Consider the following 19729-nt stretch of genomic DNA (forward strand, 5'->3'; position numbering starts at 1 on the left):
CCCGGCGACCTCAGCCGATCTGGCTGACCGATACCGGCAGCCCCGGATCGGTGGCGACGGTGAGGGGTGAGGGCTTCGCCCCGCCCGCGATGACGTGCGCGCCGAGCGCGGCGATCATCACGCCGTTGTCGGTGCACAGCCGTGGTTTCGGCACCCGCAGCGTCAAACCCGCTGCGGCGCAGCGCTCTTCGGCCAGCGAGCGGATCCGCGAGTTGGCGGTGGCGCCGCCGCCGAGCACCAGGGTCCCGGCCCCCACATCCTGGGCCGCGCGAACGGCCTTCATGGTCAGCACGTCGGCGACCGCCTCCTGGAAGGACGCGGCGATATCCGGAATCGGCAGGTCCTCGGCCGCGACACCGCTGCGCTGCGCGGCCTCCACGTAGCGGGCGACGGCGGTCTTGAGGCCGGAGAAGGAGAAGTCGTAGCGCGCGTCGCGCGGCCCGGTCATGCCGCGCGGGAACGCGATCGTCTTCGGATCTCCGCTCGCGGCGGCCGCGTCCAGCGCCGGTCCGCCAGGGAAGCCGAGACCGAGCAGCCTGGCCACCTTGTCGAAGGCCTCCCCCGCCGCGTCGTCGACCGTGCTGCCGAGTTCGACGATGGGCTCGCCCAGGTCGGTGACGTGCAGCAGATGGGTGTGGCCGCCGGACACCAGCAGCGCGACGCAGGGCGGCATCGGCCCGTGCTCCAAGGTGTCCACCGCGACGTGGCCGCCGAGGTGGTTCAGCGCGTAGAACGGCACATCCCAGGCCGCCGCATAGGCTTTCGCGGCCGCGACGCCGACCAGCAGCGCGCCGGCCAGGCCGGGGCCGATGGTGACCGCGAGCGCGTCGGGCTTGGCGATGCCCGCCGCCGACAGCGCCCGGCGCATGGCGGGAACAATCGCCTCCAGGTGCGCACGAGAGGCGATCTCCGGCACCACGCCGCCGAAGCGCGCGTGCTGGTCGACGCTCGAGGCGACCTCGTCGGCGAGCAGCTCGCAGCTGCCGTCCGGATGGCGGCGGACGATGCCGACTCCCGTTTCGTCGCAGGAGGACTCGATGCCCATCACGATCACGACAGCACCTCGTCGGGAAGCGGGAGCGCGGTCAGTTCCGGCCTGCGCATGGTGTAGGCGTCGGCGCCGCTGGGGTGGTAGTAGTTCTTGCGCAAGCCGATGATGTGGAATCCGTGCTTGGCGTAGAGCGCGATGGCGGGCGCGTTGTCGGTGCGCACCTCGAGGAAGACCGGTCCGCCGCGCTTGGCCGCCTCCGCGAGCAACGCCTCGAGCAGCAGCGTGCCGATGCCTGCGCGGTGGTAGTTCGGATCGACGCCGATGGTGTGCACCTCGGCCTCGGGGTGAGCGGCGTCACCGAGCAGCGCCACGCCCGCGTATCCGACCATCCGCCCGTCCTCGTCACGCGCGGTGATGTAGCGGTTGTGCCGTCCGGCCAGTTCCGAGCGGAAGGCGACCGCGTGCCAGGGATCGTCCTCCGGGAACAGCAGCTGTTCGAGTTCGACGCAGCGCTCGATGTCGTCCACATTCATCGGATCGATGCGGAAGGCCGCGGTGCGTACTTCGTCGTCCACCATCACGCTCCCGTCCTGTCGAGGGTGCGGTAGGCGTTCTCCACCGCGTCCGGCCTGCGCAGGTAGAGCGGCACCAGCGGCTCCGGCACGGCGCGCGCGAGCAGTTCGGCGGCGGCGACACGCACCAGTCCCGCGGGCGAAGGCGTCTCCACCGGCAGCACCGGCAGATCGAACAGGTCGACGTGCGAGGCGGAACCCGCGACCGCCGTCGCCGAGTCGTGGTCCAGCGCGCCGGGCTTGACCACGTCCGGCCCCGCGACACGTACCCCGGCGCGGTAGCGCGCCCAGTACACCTCGCGCCTGCGCGCGTCGGTCACGACGAGCAGCTCGCCGTCGGCGGTGAACTCGCCCTGAGCGAAGACGTCCGAGGCGATCGCGTCCAAGCTGCACACGCCGTGCACCGGGATGCCGAGCGCGTCACCGAAGGCGGCCGCGGTCGCCATGCCGACCCGCAAGCCGGTGAACGGACCGGGCCCGACACCGGCGACTACCGCGGCGATATCGGTCCTGGAACGGCCTGCCTCGGTGAGGCATTCGAGGATCTGCGGGGTCAGCACCTCGGCGTGGGCGCGGGCATCGACCCGGACCCGCGAGGCGATGGTGCGCAGCTCGGCCGCGGTGACCGCATCGGGCGCGGCCTGCTCCAGTTCCACCAATCCCGCTGTAACGGCGGGTGTCGCGGTGTCGACAGCTAGTACAAGCATGATTGGCCCAACGATACCGGGTGGTACCTCACCGCGGTGCGGAGCTACCGGGTAGCCAAACCCGGCGGCCGAATCGGCCCGCGCACGCTGTGACCTGCGTCTACTCCACCCACTCCCAGACCGCTGTTCGCACATCGGATTCCGGTTCCCTGGTCAGCAGGACGCGCAGGTGCCGCTCGGCCAGGTGCTCGACGACCCCGAGGCCCCACTCCACGACGACCACCGCCTCGTGCAGATCGGTGTCGAGATCGAGCGCGTCGAGCGCGTCCAGATCGCCGCCGAGCCGATAGGCGTCCACGTGCACCATCGGCACCGGCGCGGCGCCGACGCGCCGGCCCGCGCGGTGCTGTCTGGCAATGATGAAAGTGGGCGAGCTCACTCGGCCCTGCACGCCGAGGCCGGCGGCGATGCCGCGCGTGAGTGCGGTCTTGCCCGCGCCGAGCGGACCGTCGAGCACCACGAGATCGCCCGCGCCGAGTTCGCCTGCCAGTTCGCGGCCGAGCGCCTCGGTGTCTTCCACGGTCGGCAGCGTTCGCCGTTGCTGCGTCACCGCCGGCCTCCGATCCGTTCTCGCCTTGCCGCTGATCCGGGTCGAGCGTACCGGCGCGGGTCGGCCCGGCCGCCAGCAGCTTCGGGATCACCGCGGCCGGCCTCGCTCACCCTGCCGAGGCCTCGTCTGCGTCGTCCTTCTCGTCGGCGCGGAAGAACCCAGCGCGCACCAGCAGCCGGTGCAGCGCGTCGTTGACGGTGCCGGGGAACTGCAGATGCGGCATGTGGGCGGCCTCGGCGAGGCGGACCAGTTCGCTGTTGGGCAGCTCACGGGAGAGGGCCCGCGAGTTGCGGAACGGGATGACCAGGTCGTGCGCGCCGCCGAGTACCAGCACAGGAAGCCCGGCCAGCGTCGGCAAGGCAGCCGACTCATCGTGCAGCTCAATGGCTTTCAGGAACTTCACGATCGTCTCCACCGGGGTGTCGTCGATCATCAGCGTGGTGAACCTGGACAGCGCCGGGCTCACCGGGCCGCGGAACGAGCTGACGTGCAGGATCGGCGTGATCAGATGCCGCACCGTGGATCGACCGGTCTGCACCAGAGCGGGCGCGGTGTGCACCGCGAGCCGGAAGCCGTCGATCGCCGGATTGCGCAGCAGCTGGGTGATGCCCGCCGCGGTGACCTCGGCGGCCGCCGTTGAGAGCAGCGCGATCGCGATCACCCGGCGCGCGAACAGCTCGGGGAACTGGGCCGCCGCGGCGAGCACCGCCATGCCGCCGAGCGAATGCCCCACCAGCGCGACCGGTCCGGTGGGCGCGCTCGCCTCGATGACAGCGGCCACGTCGCGGCCGAGCTGCGCCACGGTGCAGCTCTCGGTAACCGGCGTGCCGGAGCGCCCATGCCCGCGCAGGTCGAAGAACACCAGGCGGGCCTGCGCGCCCCAGCGCTCTTCCAGATCGCGCCGCTGGAAGTGAAAGGACTCCATGCTGTTGCAGAAGCCGTGCACGAAGACGACAGTCAGCGGCGCGTCGGCCGGACCGCATTCGCTGGTGGCGAGCCGGACGCCGTCCTCGGCGATCACCGCGCCCGCCCGGTCCTCCGTCATGAGTGCGAAGTTCTCGTCGCGGTATTCGTCGCGGCGTGCGGGCCAGAGCACCTTCGAACCGACGCGGCGCAGCGCGTGCGCACCCGCGAGCGCGCCGACCATACCGGCGGTCGCTATCCCGCCGCGCCAGATGGTCGTGTGATTGTTGTTGCCCCGCACAACTTTCGGACGTCGTGATCGCATCGAGATCCCCTCACCTGTCAGCGGCACACACGTCGACGAGTCCAGCACACGACGTCAGCGCGGGCAAGCCGGATCCGCCCCGACATGGCGTCGCGCGACCCGCCCGCGCGGCGAGCAAACGATCTCGTAGTGGATGGTGCCGAGCAGGTCAGCCCAGTCTTGCGCGCCTGGCTCGCCCGCGCCGCCGCCGAACAGAATCGCGGTGTCGCCCTGCGCCACGCCAGCGGCATTGTCGCCCAGGTCGACGACGAACTGGTCCATGCACACCCGCCCGACGTTGGGCCGCCGCATGCCGCCGAGCCACACCTCGAAGCGGCCGCTCAGCGGGCGGAACACACCGTCGGCATATCCGGCGGGGACGAGGGCGACAGTGGTGTCGCGCGGGGCGATCCACTGGTGCCCGTACGAGACGCCCTCACCCGCGGCGACCCGTTTCACGAGCGCGACCTCGGCTTGGAAGGTCATCGCGGGACGCAACCCGAAATCGCCCATCTCGGGGACCGGGCTCAGGCCGTACACCGCGATGCCCGGGCGCACCATGTCGAAGGCCAGGTCGGGCCGGGTGACCGCGGCGGCGGAGTTGGCCAGGTGCGCGACCTCGGGCGGCAGACCGTGCCGCTCTGCCGCGGCGATGGCCTCGATGAACCGGTCGCGCTGCACGTCGAGGAACGGGTGGTCGGGCTCGTCGGCGTGCGCCAAGTGGGAGAAGATCGCGCGGAAGCGCACGACGCCCTCCGACACCAGGTCGCGCAGCACGGCGAGGACCAGCGGGTATTCGTCCGGAGCGATGCCGTTGCGGTTCAACCCGGTGTCGACCTTGAGGGTGACCGTCGCGGTCCGGCCGACCCGCCGGGCGGCCGCCTCGACCGACCGCAGATGCGTCAGCGAGGAGACGCCGATCTCGATGTCGCCCGCGATCGCGGCGGCATAGTCGGAGTCGGAGTTGTTGAGCCAGCATAGAATCGGCGCGGCGATACCGGCCGCTCGCAATTGCAGCGCCTCCGGAATCGTGGTCGTGCCGAGCTCACGAGCCCCCGCCGCCAAGGCTGCCCGCGCGACCTCCACCGCGCCGTGGTTGTAGCCGTCGGCCTTGACCACCACCATCACCGCCGCGTCCCCCGCGTACTCTCGCAGGACCCGCACATTGTGGGCAATGGCGCCAAGATCGACGACGGTCTCCACTTGCGCACTCACAGCTGCCGATCCTGCCATTCCCGGAATCCGCCTCGCGAGGGAGTACCGATTCCGCAGGTCATCGAGGTATACCGGGCATCGTCGGGTGAGGAGGGAGCACGGCGTCGAAGCCCTTTCGGACGAGCAAAGCGCGGCCGGAGAAGTGAAACGTTTGTGTCCATTGGGGCGGCATTCACCCTCGTCAACGCCGTCATGGTGCGCAGCCAATCTCCGGCAATCGTCACGCGTCGTCTGCGCCCGCACCGAGGGAACCGTGCATCCGGGAAGTGGCCCGGACCGCTGGTCTATCGCCCTGCGGCCGACCGGGCGACAACCGCTCGATCAGCTTTGCGTCCGGGCCGAACGTCGACCCCGGGGAAGAGGAGCTAGCTCGGCATGGACGCCTGGTGGACGAAATGCTGAGCCCTGAGCGGGCCGCGGCTGCTCTATCGAGTCCGGCGGTATCGGTCTGAGTCGATGCCTGCTGAGCTCCCTCATCCATCGCGGCCGACAGTCGGCCCCGCGTTGCTGCGCGGGCGCGGCCGCGATATGGGCAAGGTCACTGACGTGATGGACCACGAGGTACCTGTTAGTTGGCCTCTTTCCCGGAGCCGCCGCCTCGAGCTGGGTCGGCAAGGAAGCCGTTCAGGCCAGCTCTTCAGTCGCCCAGCGAACGCAGCGTGCGTATCGCCGCGCGAAGATGGGCGAGCAGCGGGCTCGCGGAAGTGGGAGCGGCGGTCGGGTGATTCTCGTGGGCGGCGAGGTTGGCGGCCAGAGCATGCGCACGGGCCGCGGCCGCGGCGGACCACGCCGGGTCACGACCCGCCGCCAGCAGTGCGCCGATGACGCCGGAGAGCACGTCGCCCGCGCCCGCCGTGGCCGCCCAGGAACCGCCCGCCTCGTTGACAAGCACCGAGCGTCCCGGCGCGGCCACCAGGGTGGCCCGACCTTTGAGGAGAACGGTGACCTGCCACTTCTCTGCCAGGTCGCGGACCGCTCCGACGCGATCCGCGCCCACCTCCTGCCCGGTCAGCCGGGCGAATTCCCCGGCGTGCGGCGTCAGCACCGTCGGCGCGGTGCGGTCGCGCACCAGCTCGGGCGCCGCGGCGAGCAAGGTCAGCCCGTCGGCGTCCACCACCACCGGCAGGTCGGTGGCGAGGATCTGCTCGAGCCGTTCGCGCGCGTCCGCGTCCGCGCCCGCACCCGGGCCGAAGACCCAGGACTGCACCCGGCCGGTGTCGGAGACGCTCTGCGCCGCAATCACTTCCGGGAAGTGCGTGAGCACCTGCGCCGAGCCGGTACCCGCGTAGCGCACCATGCCGGACGTCGCCGCCACCGCACCGCCCGTGCACAATACGGCCGCGCCAGGATAGGTCGCGCTGCCCGCGCAGATTCCGGTGACGCCCTGGGTGTACTTGTCGTCGCCCGGTCCCGGCACCGGCCATCGCGCACCGATATGGACCGGTTCGAGGGCTGCGAGATCGGGCTCTGGAAGCCGCAAACCAATGGGCACCAACTCGATTCGTCCGCACCACGGCGCGGCCAGCGCGTGCACCGGCTTGTACGCGCCGAAGGCGACCGTCACCGCCGCGCGCACAGCGGGCCCGGCCACCGCGCCGGTGTCCGGGTCGACGCCGCTCGGCAGGTCCGCCGCAACGATCGGAACATCCACCCCCGCAACGAGTTCCGCGGCGTGCGGACGCAGCGGACCGTGACCGGAGATGCCGACGATGCCGTCCACGACCAGATCGGGCACGCCGAGTTCCTCGCGCACCCGGCCGCCCGAGGCACGCAGCGCGGCAAGCCCTTTCGCGTGCGCGCGGGCGGGATCGAGCAGTACAGCCGTCACCGCCACACCTCTTCGGCGCAGTTTCGTACCCGCCCACAGGGCGTCGCCACCGTTGTCGCCGGAGCCGACCAACAGCGTCACGGCCCGGCCTGCGACACCGCCCGTGCGCGCTCGCAGTTCCCCGGCGACGATCGTCGCCAGACCGTGCGCCGCGCGCTGCATGGGTACACCCTCGGGCACCCTCGTGAACAGTTCGGCCTCGGCCGCGCGGACTTGGTCGGCGGTGAAATAGCCCCGTTGAACGGACATCGGCGCCTCCACTGGTTCGGAACCTGCGTGCCGCGGGCCTGCCGCCCGCACGTCCGGACACTACCGTCCGGCACCCTCGAAATCCGCCGTGCCACAAGCCACGGCGGTTCCCCGTAGGGCCGACGACTAGGCTCGGACATCATGCCGATGGTCAGCCACGCCAAGCCCGCTTCGTTCGTCACCGCGTTCGCCGTGGCGGCGACGCTGTTGCTGGTGGGCTGCGGCTCCGACGATTCCGCCACCGCGCCCACCACCACCGGGCGGGCCACGCCGGCGACCGCGACCCCGACCGGCGAACGCAAGGCGGCCGCCGTCACCGTCGACGTGGACGACATGAAGTTCTCCCCCGAGAACGTCACGATCGGCGTCGGCGACACCGTCACCTGGAAGTTCTCCGACAAAGCACCGCACTCCGTGCAGGGCATTGGCGACAAGGCCATGGGCATCAACAGCCCGATCTTCGACAAGGGCGAGTGGAGCTACACCTTCACCCAAGCGGGCACCTACCGCTACCTGTGCAGCCTGCACCCGGAGATGCGCGGCACCGTCACCGTGCGGTAGTTCCGGTCACACCGGCCGATACGCCCTGGTCCGCGCACCGCACCCGGACGCCGTGTTCAGCGCCTCGACCGCCGCGACGAGCGACGCGAGTTCGCGGTCGGCCGGGGCCTCGGCGGCTCGACCGAGGGTGATCAAGCTGCCGCGCGGCTCGTTCGGTCGTCAGCCGCGGCCGTCGTCGTCTCGGCCGAAAGTGGCCAACGGGCCGGACGGCTTATAGCCCGGTCGTCCGCCAGCAGCCGGAGGACATGCCCGGCCGAGATCTATTCGACCGTCACCGATTTCGCCAGGTTCCGCGGCTTGTCGACGTCGTAGCCGCGCGCCTGCGCCACCTCGGCGGCGAAGATCTGCAACGGCACGGTCGAGAGCAGCGGCTGGAAAAGAGTCGGGGCCGAGGGGATTTCGATCAGATCGTCGGCGAACGGGCGCACCGTGTCGTCGCCCTCCTCCGCGATCACGATCGTCCGCGCGCCGCGCGCCTGGATCTCGCGGATATTACTGAGCAGCTTGGAGTGCAGAACGGCGCGGCCCTTCGGCGATGGCATCACCACAATCACCGGCAGCCCGTCCTCGATCAGCGCGATCGGGCCGTGCTTGAGCTCACCCGCGGCGAAGCCCTCGGCGTGCATGTACGCGAGTTCCTTGAGCTTGAGCGCACCCTCCAGCGCCACCGGGTAGCCCACGTGGCGGCCGAGGAACAACACGGTCGGCACGTCCGCCAGCTCTCTGGCGATCGCCCGCACCTGCGGCGCCGTTTCCAGCACCCGCTCGACCAGTTGCGGCATGGCCTCCAGCTCGCGGAATTCGCGCGCGACCTCGTCGGGGTACTTGGTGCCGCGCGCCTGCGCCAGCGCCAGACCAACGAGATAGTTCGCCGCCACCTGCGCGAGGAAAGCCTTGGTGGAGGCGACGCCGATCTCCGGGCCGGTGCGGGTGTAGAGGACCGCATCGGACTCGCGCGGGATCTGTGCGCCGTTGGTGTTGCAGATGGCGAGCACGCGCGCCTTCTGCTCCTTGGCGTGTCGCACCGCCTCCAGCGTGTCGGCGGTCTCACCGGACTGCGAGATCGCCACCACCAGCGTCGACCGGTCCAGAACCGGGTCGCGGTAGCGGAACTCGCTGGCCAGCTCGACCTCGACCGGCAGACGCGTCCAGTGCTCGATCGCGTACTTGGCCAGCAGGCCCGCGTGATACGAACTGCCGCAGGCCACCACGAAGACCTTGTCGAACTCGCGCAGCTCCTGATCGGCGAGCCGCTGCTCGTCGAGCACGATCCGGCCACCGGACTCGTCGGTGGTGAAATGCCCGATCAGGGTGTCGGCGACGGCGGTCGGCTGCTCCTCGATCTCCTTGAGCATGAAGTAGTCGTGGCCGCCCTTCTCGGCGGCCGCCAGATCCCAGTCGATGGTGAACGGGCGGGTACGCGCCCCGTCCTCGACGCCGGCGAAGTCGGTGACCCGGTAGCTGTCGGAGGTGATCACCACGGCCTGATCCTGACCGAGCTCGACCGCCTCGCGGGTGTGCTCGATGAACGCGGTGACGTCCGAGGCGATGAACATCTCGCCCTTGCCGACGCCGACAACCAGCGGGGTGTTGCGCCGCGCCGCGACGATCACGTCCGGGTGATCGGCGTGGGTGAAGACCAGCGTGAACGCACCCTCCAGACGGCGAAGCACGGCCAGCGCGCTGGCCGGGAAATCGCCTGCGGTCGGACCGTCGGCGTAAGCGCGGGCCACCAGGTGCACCGCAACCTCAGTGTCGGTATCGCTGTGCAGTTCGAACCCGGCGTCCTCGAGCTCGCGCCGCAGCGGCGCGAAGTTCTCGATGATGCCGTTGTGCACCACGGCCACCTTGCCGGTGACATCCCGGTGCGGGTGCGCGTTGCGGTCGGTCGGCGCGCCGTGCGTCGCCCAGCGTGTGTGGCCCATACCGGTGGTGCCTGCGAAGCCAGCCGCCCCGGATTCGGCCAGCTCGGCCTCCAGATTGGCCAGCCTGCCCGCCTTGCGCTCCACCGCGAGAGCGCCCTGTCCGTCCAGGATCGCGACGCCCGCGGAGTCGTATCCGCGATATTCCATGCGGCGCAATGCGTCAACGACGACGCCGAGCGCGTCCCGGTACCCGACGTAGCCAACGATTCCGCACATGGCTCCCCAGAGTACTTATCGGTTAACGTTCACGTCGTGTCGGCGTCTGTGAAATCGCTACTGAGCACCCTGACCAGCCGCGGCCCGCATCGGGTGCTGCGGGGAAATCTGGCCATCGCGGGCCAGCCCGGGGTCGTCTATACGCCCGAAAACGGACGCGGCCTACCCGCCGTCGCGTTCGGACACGGCTGGCTCACCGGCGTCGGCAACTACCGCGACCTGCTGCAACACCTAGCGTCCTGGGGTTTCGTTGTCGCCGCACCCGACACCGAACGCGGTCCGATTCCGTCACACCTGGGCCTCGCGACCGACTTGCTCACCAGCCTCGACATCTGCACCGGCGTCCGACTCGGCGACGGCGAGATCAGCGTGCACCCCGACAAGCTCGCCCTGGTCGGGCACGGCATGGGCGCGGGCGCCGCGGTCATCGCCGCGGCGCAGCGCAAGGTCGCCGCGTACGCCGCCCTCTACCCCGCGCCGACCGCCCCTGCCGCGGAAACCCTCGCCCCTGACCTCGACATCCCCGCCCTCATCGTGGCGGGCGCAACGGATGTCTCCTCCGTCAGCTCCAACGCGTTCCCCCTCACCGCCGCGTGGGGCGGCGAAGCGCTCCTGCGCACCGTCGACGGCGCCTCGCACAACGGCATCATCGAAGGCCGCCGCGCACTGGCCGCCCTCGGCGCGGGCAAGCACGAAGCCAAAACCGCCCGCACCACCCGCGCCCTCCTCGTCGGCTACCTCAACTACACCCTGCTCGGCGACAAGACCTACAAGCTCTTCGCCGACCCGGAAACCGTCATCCCGCACACCCAGCTCGTCGACCCGAACGCGCCCGTCGAAGAGGAAAAGCCGAAACTCTCCATCGGCACCCTCGCCCAACTGCTGCGGAAGTAAGAGGAAAGCGCCACCCGTCGAACGCGACGGCGCTCCCAGCTTTCAGACGCTCCCGGCCCTCAGATCAACCAGCTCTTCCGCCGGTAGTACTCCGACTCGGGATCGTCGTCCTCATCGATCGGCGTGACGACATCCTTCGACTTGCGGGCCGCGATCGAGCGGGCGATCGCCTCGCGCTGCTCCCGCGCCTCGGCAGCGAGCCGTTCCTGCTCTGCCCTGGCCTCGACCTCCCGCCGTTCCTCTTCCTCGGCTTCGGCCTGGGCCTTCGCGATCTCCTCGCCGTGCTCTTCCCAGAATTCGCGCATCGCGGCCGCGGACTGCTCGGCGAGTGCCTGACTCGTCTCGGCCGTCCTCCTGTTGATCTCGATCAAGTCTTCCGAGATCGCCGCGGATATCCGTCGGCACTCCTCGCCGATCCGGGCCATCTCCTCGGCGTAATTCACCATGACTGCACTCCTACCCGATCTCGATCATGCTGCGCGAGTCGGAATCACAGCGGGCCAGCCTCGGCCAACTGCGCGCCGCTGTCGAAAGGCTCTTCCGGTTCTTTGGTGTCCTCTTCGATGACCGGCGCCGGAATGGGCTCCGGCTTGTACTCGCCATCTTCTTCGCGCTTGGTGCCCGGCGGAACCGGCGTGGACGCACCGGGATTGCCGGTACCGCCCTCCGGATTATCGGCGGGTTTGTCCTCCCCTGGAGGAGCCTCGCCCTCGCCAGGCTTCTGCTCGGTGTCTGTAATGACCGGATTGCCGTTCTCGTCGAACTTCATGCTGTATTCGTGGGAGGTGCCATCGGCATCGGTCGCGACCAGTTTCAGCTGACCATCCGGTCCCATTTCGAACTTCAGATGCTTGCCCGCGAGATCGAACTCGGCCTTCGCCTTGTCGTCCTTGTTCTCCTCGTCGGCCTTCGCGTCGTCTTCCGCCTGCTTTGTGACCTCTTCCCACTGCGCCAAGGCCGTGTCGACGCCATCTTGAACGACACCGCTCAACGCGCTCAGACCCGAACTCAACCCTGTGGCGATGGTGCTGGCCGCCGAAGAGAGCGACGAGGCCAAGCTCGCGAGGCCCTCCAACGACGCCGATTGCGTCGAGTCGTCGTCAGTCTTCGTGTCATCCGGCGTGGTGCTCGGACCGGGGGTACTGGGTCCAGGGTTGCTCGGCCCAGGGCTAGGGCCGGGGCTGGGACCCGGGTTGTTACCCGGTGCGGGATTGGATGTCTTGGGTGTCCCAGCGGGCCGGGGATACGGCTCCTCGGAGATCTTCTTCACCGCGGAGATGATCAGGTCGTAGGCTTCCGTGACCTTGGTATCCGTCTTGTCACAGGCTTCGAGGAATTTCGTTGTCTTCGATGCGTAGTCCGGCTTGAAGACGTTGTCCAGCCAGTGCTGACATCTGTCTTTGATCATCTGCTCGTATGGCGAGCCTGGAAAGATCACGCCGCCCATGAATTGATTTGTCGCCCACCCCGTTAAGCCATCTTTGACCCCCTCCAACATATCAGGGAAGATGCGCACGACCTTGTTGGCCTCACTGTCGCCGGACCAAGTGTTGGTCCACGACACGCCCCTCGCACCCGAGATGATTGCGTCCACATCCTCCGGCGTTTTGCCGTCGATTTTCACATGTTCGCCATTCTCCAAAATCTGGAGAACCTGGTCCGACTTGATTTTGACGGCCAAACGAAGGCTCTGCGGAGCCTTTTCGAAGGCCCCGAGGATTTCCTGGGCGATCTTGGCGTCTGCGTCGGCCAGCCTGAGCTGCGTGGACATCATGTTCAGCGACGCGGTCGCCGCATCACCCTGCCATGCCTGCGAGATGCTCTGCGACGTCTTCGATTGTGCACCGTACTGCTCTTGCATCACCTTGACGACCTCTTTCAAGGCGTCCACCGTGTGCGTCAGCTTGTCCTCGTTCAGCCCGTTCTGCTCGTAGTACCGCTTGTGCAGTTCCTCATAGCTCTTCAGGTTGCTGGGTAATCGACCGAAGGCTTCTTCGTAAAGCGGCTCGAAGTGTTCGAAGTAGCGCAGCATATTCGATCCGTAGTCCAGCAACTGCGTGATAGTGCTGGAAACAGGCGCATCGGAAGTCATTCTTCGGTCCCCCGGGTCACTTGTTGTTCAGTTCGCTGGCACGCTGTTCGTCCACGGTGGAGTAGCTGACCACCGCGGCACCGATCACGTCCGCGGTGGCTCCACTCGCGTTGGACCAGTCATCGATGCGCTGACGCAGCTCCTCCAACCCGGCCTGAATGTCCTTGCCCTTGCTCGTGTACTTCGATCCGGCGTCGCCCGGCCCGAAGAGGTTGTCGCTGATCTTCTTGATCTGGTTCTTGACGACGTCGGTCGACGCCTGAAGCTCATTGCTCAATCGGCCGAGTTCACCGGTCTTCACACCAAGCGTGCTGCTCGAGTCGGTCATCAGTACGGGGCCCCTCCGTAGTCGCTTCGTCCGATCCCCAGCTCGGAACCCTAGGGAGCCTAGGCACGCCGAGTATCGCCATACCTTCTTCGACGCGCTTCGGCGTTGCTCGGTTCCGTTGGATCTTCAGCACTGCGCCGCAGTCGTACAGAGAACTTACTGGGCGCCGGAACGAGGCTCAATCGGGCTCGTGAGGACGCGGACGCAGGTTCCAATGATCCGCACGGAGATGTGCGGATCATTGCAGCCTGCGGCCTGTTTCACCCTCCGAGGGGTTCGGCGTTCGGGGGCCGTATGGGAGGGAGTGTAGCCAGAGGCGAGGGAAGTCGTCGGGTTCATATGGCGGCGCATGGCTTTCGGCCGCGTGCGGACGTGTCGTCGGCCGAGTCGGATTGGGTCTTACCAATGCAGGATCACGCGGCCGCGCGGACGTGTTTCGGAAGAGTCTGGGGCGGATGGCTTTTGGCAGCGCACCCGCCGCAAACATCGATTACTGCCCGATCTTGCCCTGATCGGTGCGCACCCATTCGGAGGATCCGTCGGGGTGGCGGTGGAACTCCCAGGCGGCGTAGTCGCCGTCCTTTTCCACGACGGTGACGTGGTCGGCGAAGCCGTCGTGGTCGTAATCGGTCCAGACCTGCATCGCGTCGTCGCCTTGGGTGGTGATGGAATCCAGGATGCCGTCGGCGTTGATGTCCTGGGTGGGCTGGTCCAGTTCGACCGCACCGAGGCCGCCCAATGGCGTGGACGCGTCGATATCGGGTAAATCCAGGCCCGGGAACTCGCCGGACGTGATCATGGCTCCTCCTCGGACGGGACTCGTGCGATGGTACGGAACTCCCGCGGGACGCGGGGAATCACTCCATCCTGTCATCCACGAGTCCCTGGCGCAGCCCCCGACCCGGTCGCGCCGGTCACTTTTTCGGAATCACCAGCCAGAGAACGAGGTACAGGATGAACTGCGGGCCGGGCAGCAGGCAGGACAGCACGAACAACAGCCGGACGATGCCTGCGTTCCAGCCGAAGTACTGTGCGATGCCGCCGCAGACTCCGGCGATCCACTTGTCGTGGGAGGTGCGGGTGAGGCGGCGGGCGGGTGCGGTCATCGGATTTCCCTCTCTGGTGTCGATCGCTGTGCCATCCACTCTCCGCGTGAACGTGCTCGCGCACATCGGTCCGTTGACCCATCGGCACCCTGAATTCTCGAAGCTCCGACTCAGGGTGGAACCCCGAATACGACCGCGAACCCGGTTCGTCCGACGGCCGGTGGGGGTCGTTCGAGTGCGGCCCCGTGCGGTGCGCTGAGGCGAGCACGGCAGACTTCTTCAGGTGAGCACCACTTTGCATGCGCGCGGACTCTCCGCCGGACACGGCGAACGCACCCTGTTCGACGAGCTGGACCTGACGCTCGCTCCCGGTGACGTGATCGGCTTGGTCGGCGTCAACGGCGCGGGCAAGTCGACGTTGCTGCGCATGCTGGCCGACCGGACGGCGCCCGCCGGCTCTATCACCCTCAGCCCGCCGGACGGGACGGTCGGCTACCTGGCGCAGGAGCCGGAGCGGATTCCCGGCGAAACCGTCCTGGAGTTCCTCGGCCGCCGGACCGGGGTCGCGGCGGCGCAGCACGCCATGGACTCCGCCGCGGAACGCCTCGCCGAGGGTGGCGCGGACGACTACACGCCCGCGTTGGAACGCTGGCTCGCGCTCGGTGGAGCCGACCTCGATCAGCGGGCCGAGGAAATCGCCGCCGACCTCGGTCTCAGCGCCGGCCTCGCGAGCGGGCTCGACACGCCGATGACCGGTCTCTCCGGCGGTCAGGCGGCACGGGCCGGTCTGGCATCGGTCTTGTTGTCCCGCTTCGACATTCTGCTGCTGGACGAGCCGACGAACGACCTGGACTTGGACGGACTGGCTCGCCTCGAACAGTTCGTCACCGGCGTGCGGGTGCCGCTGATGGTGATCAGCCATGATCGAGAGTTCTTGGCGCGCACCGTCAACCGGATCGTCGAACTGGATCTGGCGCAGCAGCAGGTCGGTATCTACGACGGCGGCTACGAGTCGTACCTCGCCGAACGGGCGATCGCCCGCCAGCACGCCAGGGACGCCTACGAGGAGTACGCCGACACCAAAGCGGGCCTGGAAGCGCGTGCGCAGATGCAGCGCAACTGGCTCGAGCACGGTGTGCGCAACGCCCGCCGCAAGGCACGCGATCCGAAGAAGCTGGATTCCGACAAGGCGGGCCGCAAGATGCGCGCGGAGTCGACCGAGAAGCAGGCGGCCAAAGCCCGTCAGACGCAACGCCGTATCGAGCGGCTGGAGGTGGTGGAGGAGCCGCGCAAGGAGTGGGAGCTGCGGATGTCCATCGCCGCCGCGCCGCGCAGCGGGTCGGTGGTCGCCACGGTCTCCGACGCGACGGTCACCCGCGGTGACTTCACCCTCGGCCCGGTGACGACCCAGGTCGACTGGGCGGATCGGATCGTGCTGACCGGAGCGAACGGTTCCGGCAAGTCGACGCTGCTCGCACTGCTGCTCGGCAAGATCCGGCCCGACTCGGGGACCGCGACGCTCGGCTCCGGTGTCGAGATCGGCGAGGTCGATCAGGCGCGCGGCCTCTTCCGCGGAACCGACTCCCTCGCGGACACTTTCGGCGCGCAGATGCCGGACTGGCCGGACGCGGAGGTGCGCACACTGCTGGCGAAGTTCGGGCTGCGCGGGCCACACGTGCCACGCGCCTGCGACACCCTCTCGCCCGGCGAGCGCACCCGCGCCGCGCTTGCGCTGTTGCAAGCACGCGGCGTGAATCTGCTCGTGCTGGACGAGCCGACGAACCACCTCGACCTGCCCGCGATCGAACAGCTCGAACAGGCCGTCGAATCCTTCACCGGCACAATGCTGCTGGTCACCCACGACCGGCGGATGCTGGATTCGGTGCGCGCGACGCGACGTTGGCATATGGACCACGGCAGACTCATCGAGGACTGACCGGCTTACCGGCGCTGCGGGGCCTGGGAGTTGGGCACGCATTGCTCACCGTCCCCTCATCGCGCACCGGATGGGCTCGACGAAGTTTTGTGGTCGCAGGTACACGTCGGTGGCGGTCGCGTAGTAGACAGTCCAGCCGTCCGCCGAGAGCCAGTTGTGCCGCAGGTCGTCGCGTGCTGCCGCTGCTTCGCCGGAATGCCATGTCGCGCTGTCGTACTCCAGGCCGATACGCCACTCCGGCCAGCCGAGATCGAGTCGCCGAAGCCCGTTCCCGGTCGACACCTCGACCTGCGGCTCAGGACGCGGCAGTCCGGCGTCTATACAGCGCAGCCGCGTTCGCGACTCCATCGGCGACTCCGCGCGACCGTCCGCGAGTTCGATCAGCTCCACCGCCTGCACGTAGCCGCGACGCCCTCGGTGCCGCTCGCTTTCCGCGAGCAGAGCTGTCCGGGAGATGCCGTGGCGCAGTGCGGAGTCCAGCGTCGCGAGTGTGTCGAGCCGGTCGGCGGTACGTGCGACGTCGACGGCGGTGCGGATCGCGTTCGTGGCCACGATGCCGTTGCTCAGTTCCAGATCTCCCCGCTCGGTCCGATCGCTGTGCACGACCAGGCGCGAGGTTCTCGATCGTTGAGCGCCGAGCACATGCGTTGCTGTGCTTTCGCATACTGCGAAACCGTGGAGTTCCGCGGCAGTCTCGTATGCGGCGGCCAGCGACTGGGCGCCGATCGATAGCCGCGCTGCCTCCACCCGCAGTTGCGGAATCGGCGTTGTGGTGTTTTCGCGGTAGACGCCGTGGAACACGCGCACCCATTCGCCGCGGTCGACGCGAGTGCGCATTTCGGCGCGGGTGTACTCGCACAAAGCCTGCCAGGCGGTGAAGGCGCCGAATTGCTTGTCTCGAACTTCCGTCAGTCCCGGTCGCATGGGACCACCATCGGCTACGTGCGGCGTGGGCCGGATTTGGTGACCTGCGGAAACTGTTGGGCGGTGGATAACTTGGGGGCTGTGGACAACTCGCCTGTCGGTGCAGGTCCGGACTCCGGTTGGTTGCGGGTCGTGGGCAACGCGCGCCGGGGTGATTGCTGGGACTCCGGTTGGTCGCGTTCTCTTCGGCAACTCGCGTATGGGGTGGTAGCTGGGGCGAGACTCCCAATGCTCGGCAACCTCGGGTAGCGCGCCTACCCAAGTATTCCTCGAAGCAGTGCTGGGCACGACGAGTGCCGTACCCGACTTACCTCCCGCAGTCACAAGGGTTAGCGCAACTCCCAGCCCGGTCAACCGGCTGCGGTTGCGCTCGAGGAGGCGGGATAGGCGACGGAATCGGCGGGAGAGAAATGGTGGTTCTGGTCGCGGTTTCAACCGCCATTTGACTACCGTCGAATCCATTTCTCTATCGACGGGAGTCAAATGGCGGTTAGGGGGTTGACAGGTAGTGCGGATTGGAGCGGCGCTTGCTCAAAATGGCTCAGCCGCAACACAATCAGCCCCCGACGAACACACGATCCCTTCTCCCCCAACCCGACCGAAACGCAACCACAGCCAGCCGACCATGCCGGAAGCCGAACAAACCCACCCAACAGCGGGAGGTAAGCCGGGTACGCCACACGACGCGCCCAGCACCGCTCACGGTAAAACCATGGCGGGCAGACAAATTCGAACAGGCAAAGTCCAGGAATCACGTCCCCGGACGCAACCCGGCGGCTCAGCCGCCGTCACCCGCTAACCAAGCCCGAGCCAACCGAACCAGCAGAAGCCCCACGCGAACCCCATCCTCGCAGAGCTTCCCAACGCTTCGCAGCGCGTACAGCTGCTGCGAAGCGTACGAAGCCCCTGCGAAGCACCCGACCGATCAGCGAAACCTAGACCGACGCAACTCGCTTTGCCAGGTCGTCCGCAAGCTGCTTGGCCTGCACAAGATCGGTCGCCTCGACCATCACCCGCACCAACTGCTCGGTACCGCTGGGACGCAACAGAACCCGTCCCGTATTACCCAGCACGCGCTCGGCTTCCAGCACCGCCTCCAGTACCTCCGGCGCAGCGGCGACCGCCGCCTTGTCGCCGACCGGCACGTTCACCAGCACTTGGGGCACGGTCCGCAGCACGTTCGCCAGGTCGGCGAGGGTGCGGTGGGTCTGGGCCATCCTGGCCATCAGGCGCAGGCCCGTGAGGATGCCGTCGCCGGTGGTGCCGTACTTCGGCAGCACCACGTGACCGGACTGTTCGCCGCCGAGGCTGTATCCGCCGCGGCGCAGTTCCTCCAGCACGTAGCGGTCGCCGACGGCGGTGGTGCGCAGGGTGATTCCGGCCTCGCGCATGGCGATGTGCAGGCCGAGGTTGCTCATGACGGTGGCGACGAGCGTGTCGCTCGTCAGTTCGCCCGCGTCCTTCATGGCGAGGGCGAGGATCGCGAGGATCGCGTCGCCGTCGACGACATTGCCTTCGGCGTCAACGGCGAGGCAGCGGTCGGCGTCGCCGTCGTGGGCCAGGCCGAGGTCGGCGCCGTGCTCGCGCACCGCGCGCTGCACCTGTTCCAGGTGGGTCGAGCCGCAGCCATCGTTGATGTTGAGGCCGTCGGGTTCGGCGTTGATGGCGATCACCGTCGCGCCCGCCTCGCGGTACGCGGCGGGGCCGACCTCGGCTGCCGCGCCGTGCGCGCAGTCGACCACCACGGTGAGCCCGCTCAGGTCCTGCCCGGTGGCCTCGACCAGGTGCTCGACGTACCGCTCGTGGGTGCCTTCCAAGCTGTACTGGTCCGGGATGACAAGGCCGTGATCGCGCGCGCCGGAGGCGTTCAGCACCCGCCCGATGCCCGCGCCGGTCGGGCGCGCCATCGCGTCCTCGGCCACCAGCGCCTCGATCCGGTCCTCGACGGCGTCGTCGAGCTTGTGACCGCCCGCGGCGAAGATCTTGATGCCGTTGTCCGGCATCGGGTTGTGCGAGGCGGAGATCATCACGCCGAGACACGCGTCGTAGAGACCGGTCAGGTAGGCGACCGCCGGAGTCGGCAGCACCCCCACCGAGAGCACGTCGACACCCGCAGCGGTCAGCCCGGCGGTCACGGCGGCCTCCAGCATTTCGCCGGATGCACGCGGGTCGCGGCCGACAACCGCGAGCGCACGCTTCTTGCCGCGGCCGAGCACCTGCGCCGCCGCTCCCGAAACCCGCAGTGCCAGCTCCGGACTCAGCGATCCATTGGCAAGCCCACGGACACCGTCGGTGCCGAACAAACGTCCCATACCTCGCCCCTCATCGATGGTTTCGCGACATGCGAAGAGGCCCGCAGGCGTCGGCCTGTGCAACCGTGCGGGCCCGCGAACGCCGCGACTCAATACAGCGAGAGCAGGCGACCAGCGGTGCTGGAAGCCTGCTCTCGTACAGCTGCAGCGCCGACCATACCGCCCCCGGCACCTCC

18 protein-coding genes are annotated in these 19729 nt (G+C 68.4%); 3 read left to right on the forward strand and 15 right to left on the reverse strand.

Features of this window, described 5'->3' with window-relative positions:
• Positions 1-10 precede the first annotated feature (10 nt).
• From tsaD to AB0H50_RS32335, 7 genes are all read right to left on the reverse strand, one after another.
• On the reverse strand, positions 11-1054 hold the full coding sequence (gene tsaD, locus AB0H50_RS32305) for a tRNA (adenosine(37)-N6)-threonylcarbamoyltransferase complex transferase subunit TsaD (RefSeq protein ID WP_357460178.1): 1044 nt from the start codon (positions 1052-1054) through the stop codon (positions 11-13).
• Entirely contained in the window at positions 1051-1569 is a 519-nt protein-coding gene (gene rimI, locus AB0H50_RS32310) for a ribosomal protein S18-alanine N-acetyltransferase (protein WP_357460269.1), read from the reverse strand. The genes tsaD and rimI overlap by 4 nt, the downstream gene beginning before the upstream one ends.
• Positions 1569-2270, reverse strand: coding sequence for a tRNA (adenosine(37)-N6)-threonylcarbamoyltransferase complex dimerization subunit type 1 TsaB (gene tsaB / locus AB0H50_RS32315; protein ID WP_357460180.1), 702 nt, complete (start codon positions 2268-2270; stop codon positions 1569-1571). The genes rimI and tsaB overlap by 1 nt, the downstream gene beginning before the upstream one ends.
• A gap of 100 nt (positions 2271-2370) precedes the next feature.
• Positions 2371-2820 (reverse strand): tRNA (adenosine(37)-N6)-threonylcarbamoyltransferase complex ATPase subunit type 1 TsaE, encoded by a 450-nt coding sequence (gene tsaE / locus AB0H50_RS32320; protein WP_357460183.1) that lies wholly within the window; start codon positions 2818-2820, stop codon positions 2371-2373.
• Positions 2821-2926: 106 nt separating this feature from the next.
• Positions 2927-4048 (reverse strand): alpha/beta hydrolase, encoded by a 1122-nt coding sequence (locus AB0H50_RS32325; RefSeq protein WP_357460186.1) that lies wholly within the window; start codon positions 4046-4048, stop codon positions 2927-2929.
• Positions 4049-4102: 54 nt separating this feature from the next.
• On the reverse strand, positions 4103-5260 hold the full coding sequence (gene alr / locus AB0H50_RS32330; RefSeq protein ID WP_357460188.1) for an alanine racemase: 1158 nt from the start codon (positions 5258-5260) through the stop codon (positions 4103-4105).
• A 619-nt stretch (positions 5261-5879) separates the two neighbouring features.
• Positions 5880-7319, reverse strand: coding sequence for an NAD(P)H-hydrate dehydratase (locus tag AB0H50_RS32335; protein ID WP_357460190.1), 1440 nt, complete (start codon positions 7317-7319; stop codon positions 5880-5882).
• A 141-nt stretch (positions 7320-7460) separates the two neighbouring features.
• Here AB0H50_RS32335 and AB0H50_RS32340 point away from each other — a divergent pair, with 141 nt between their 5' ends.
• The gene (locus AB0H50_RS32340) at positions 7461-7880 is read left to right on the forward strand and encodes a cupredoxin family copper-binding protein (RefSeq protein ID WP_357460192.1); all 420 of its coding nucleotides are present in this window, start codon (positions 7461-7463) and stop codon (positions 7878-7880) included.
• Between the two features lie 260 nt (positions 7881-8140).
• Here AB0H50_RS32340 and glmS read toward each other — a convergent pair whose 3' ends face one another.
• Positions 8141-10021, reverse strand: a complete 1881-nt coding sequence (glmS, locus tag AB0H50_RS32345) for a glutamine--fructose-6-phosphate transaminase (isomerizing) (RefSeq protein ID WP_357460194.1) — start codon at positions 10019-10021, stop codon at positions 8141-8143.
• Positions 10022-10057: 36 nt separating this feature from the next.
• Here glmS and AB0H50_RS32350 point away from each other — a divergent pair, with 36 nt between their 5' ends.
• A complete protein-coding gene (locus AB0H50_RS32350; RefSeq protein ID WP_357460197.1) occupies positions 10058-10915 on the forward strand; it encodes a dienelactone hydrolase family protein in 858 nt (285 codons plus the stop codon).
• A gap of 59 nt (positions 10916-10974) precedes the next feature.
• Here AB0H50_RS32350 and AB0H50_RS32355 read toward each other — a convergent pair whose 3' ends face one another.
• The 5 genes from AB0H50_RS32355 to AB0H50_RS32375 form a co-directional block, all read right to left on the reverse strand.
• On the reverse strand, positions 10975-11361 hold the full coding sequence (locus AB0H50_RS32355) for a hypothetical protein (protein WP_357460199.1): 387 nt from the start codon (positions 11359-11361) through the stop codon (positions 10975-10977).
• A 44-nt stretch (positions 11362-11405) separates the two neighbouring features.
• Positions 11406-13007: a hypothetical protein gene (locus tag AB0H50_RS32360; RefSeq protein WP_357460201.1), complete on the reverse strand. Its 1602-nt coding sequence runs from the start codon at positions 13005-13007 to the stop codon at positions 11406-11408.
• A gap of 16 nt (positions 13008-13023) precedes the next feature.
• Positions 13024-13335, reverse strand: a complete 312-nt coding sequence (locus AB0H50_RS32365; protein ID WP_357460204.1) for a hypothetical protein — start codon at positions 13333-13335, stop codon at positions 13024-13026.
• 490 nt (positions 13336-13825) lie between these two features.
• Complete coding sequence (locus tag AB0H50_RS32370; RefSeq protein WP_357460206.1) at positions 13826-14134, reverse strand: DUF6802 family protein; 309 nt, start codon at positions 14132-14134, stop codon at positions 13826-13828.
• Between the two features lie 115 nt (positions 14135-14249).
• Complete coding sequence (locus AB0H50_RS32375) at positions 14250-14441, reverse strand: PspC domain-containing protein (RefSeq protein ID WP_067784968.1); 192 nt, start codon at positions 14439-14441, stop codon at positions 14250-14252.
• A gap of 223 nt (positions 14442-14664) precedes the next feature.
• On the opposite strand from AB0H50_RS32375, the gene AB0H50_RS32380 reads away from it, so the two are divergent.
• Positions 14665-16317, forward strand: a complete 1653-nt coding sequence (locus AB0H50_RS32380) for an ABC-F family ATP-binding cassette domain-containing protein (protein WP_357460208.1) — start codon at positions 14665-14667, stop codon at positions 16315-16317.
• A 45-nt stretch (positions 16318-16362) separates the two neighbouring features.
• Here the strand turns inward: AB0H50_RS32380 and AB0H50_RS32385 are convergent, their stop codons facing one another.
• Both AB0H50_RS32385 and glmM read right to left on the reverse strand, forming a co-directional pair.
• Positions 16363-17241 (reverse strand): hypothetical protein, encoded by an 879-nt coding sequence (locus AB0H50_RS32385; protein WP_357460210.1) that lies wholly within the window; start codon positions 17239-17241, stop codon positions 16363-16365.
• 935 nt (positions 17242-18176) lie between these two features.
• Positions 18177-19553, reverse strand: a complete 1377-nt coding sequence (glmM, locus tag AB0H50_RS32390; protein ID WP_357460212.1) for a phosphoglucosamine mutase — start codon at positions 19551-19553, stop codon at positions 18177-18179.
• Between the last annotated feature and the right edge of the window lie 176 nt (positions 19554-19729).

The organism is Nocardia sp. NPDC050793, assembly GCF_040654065.1.
Lineage (GTDB): Bacteria > Actinomycetota > Actinomycetes > Mycobacteriales > Mycobacteriaceae > Nocardia.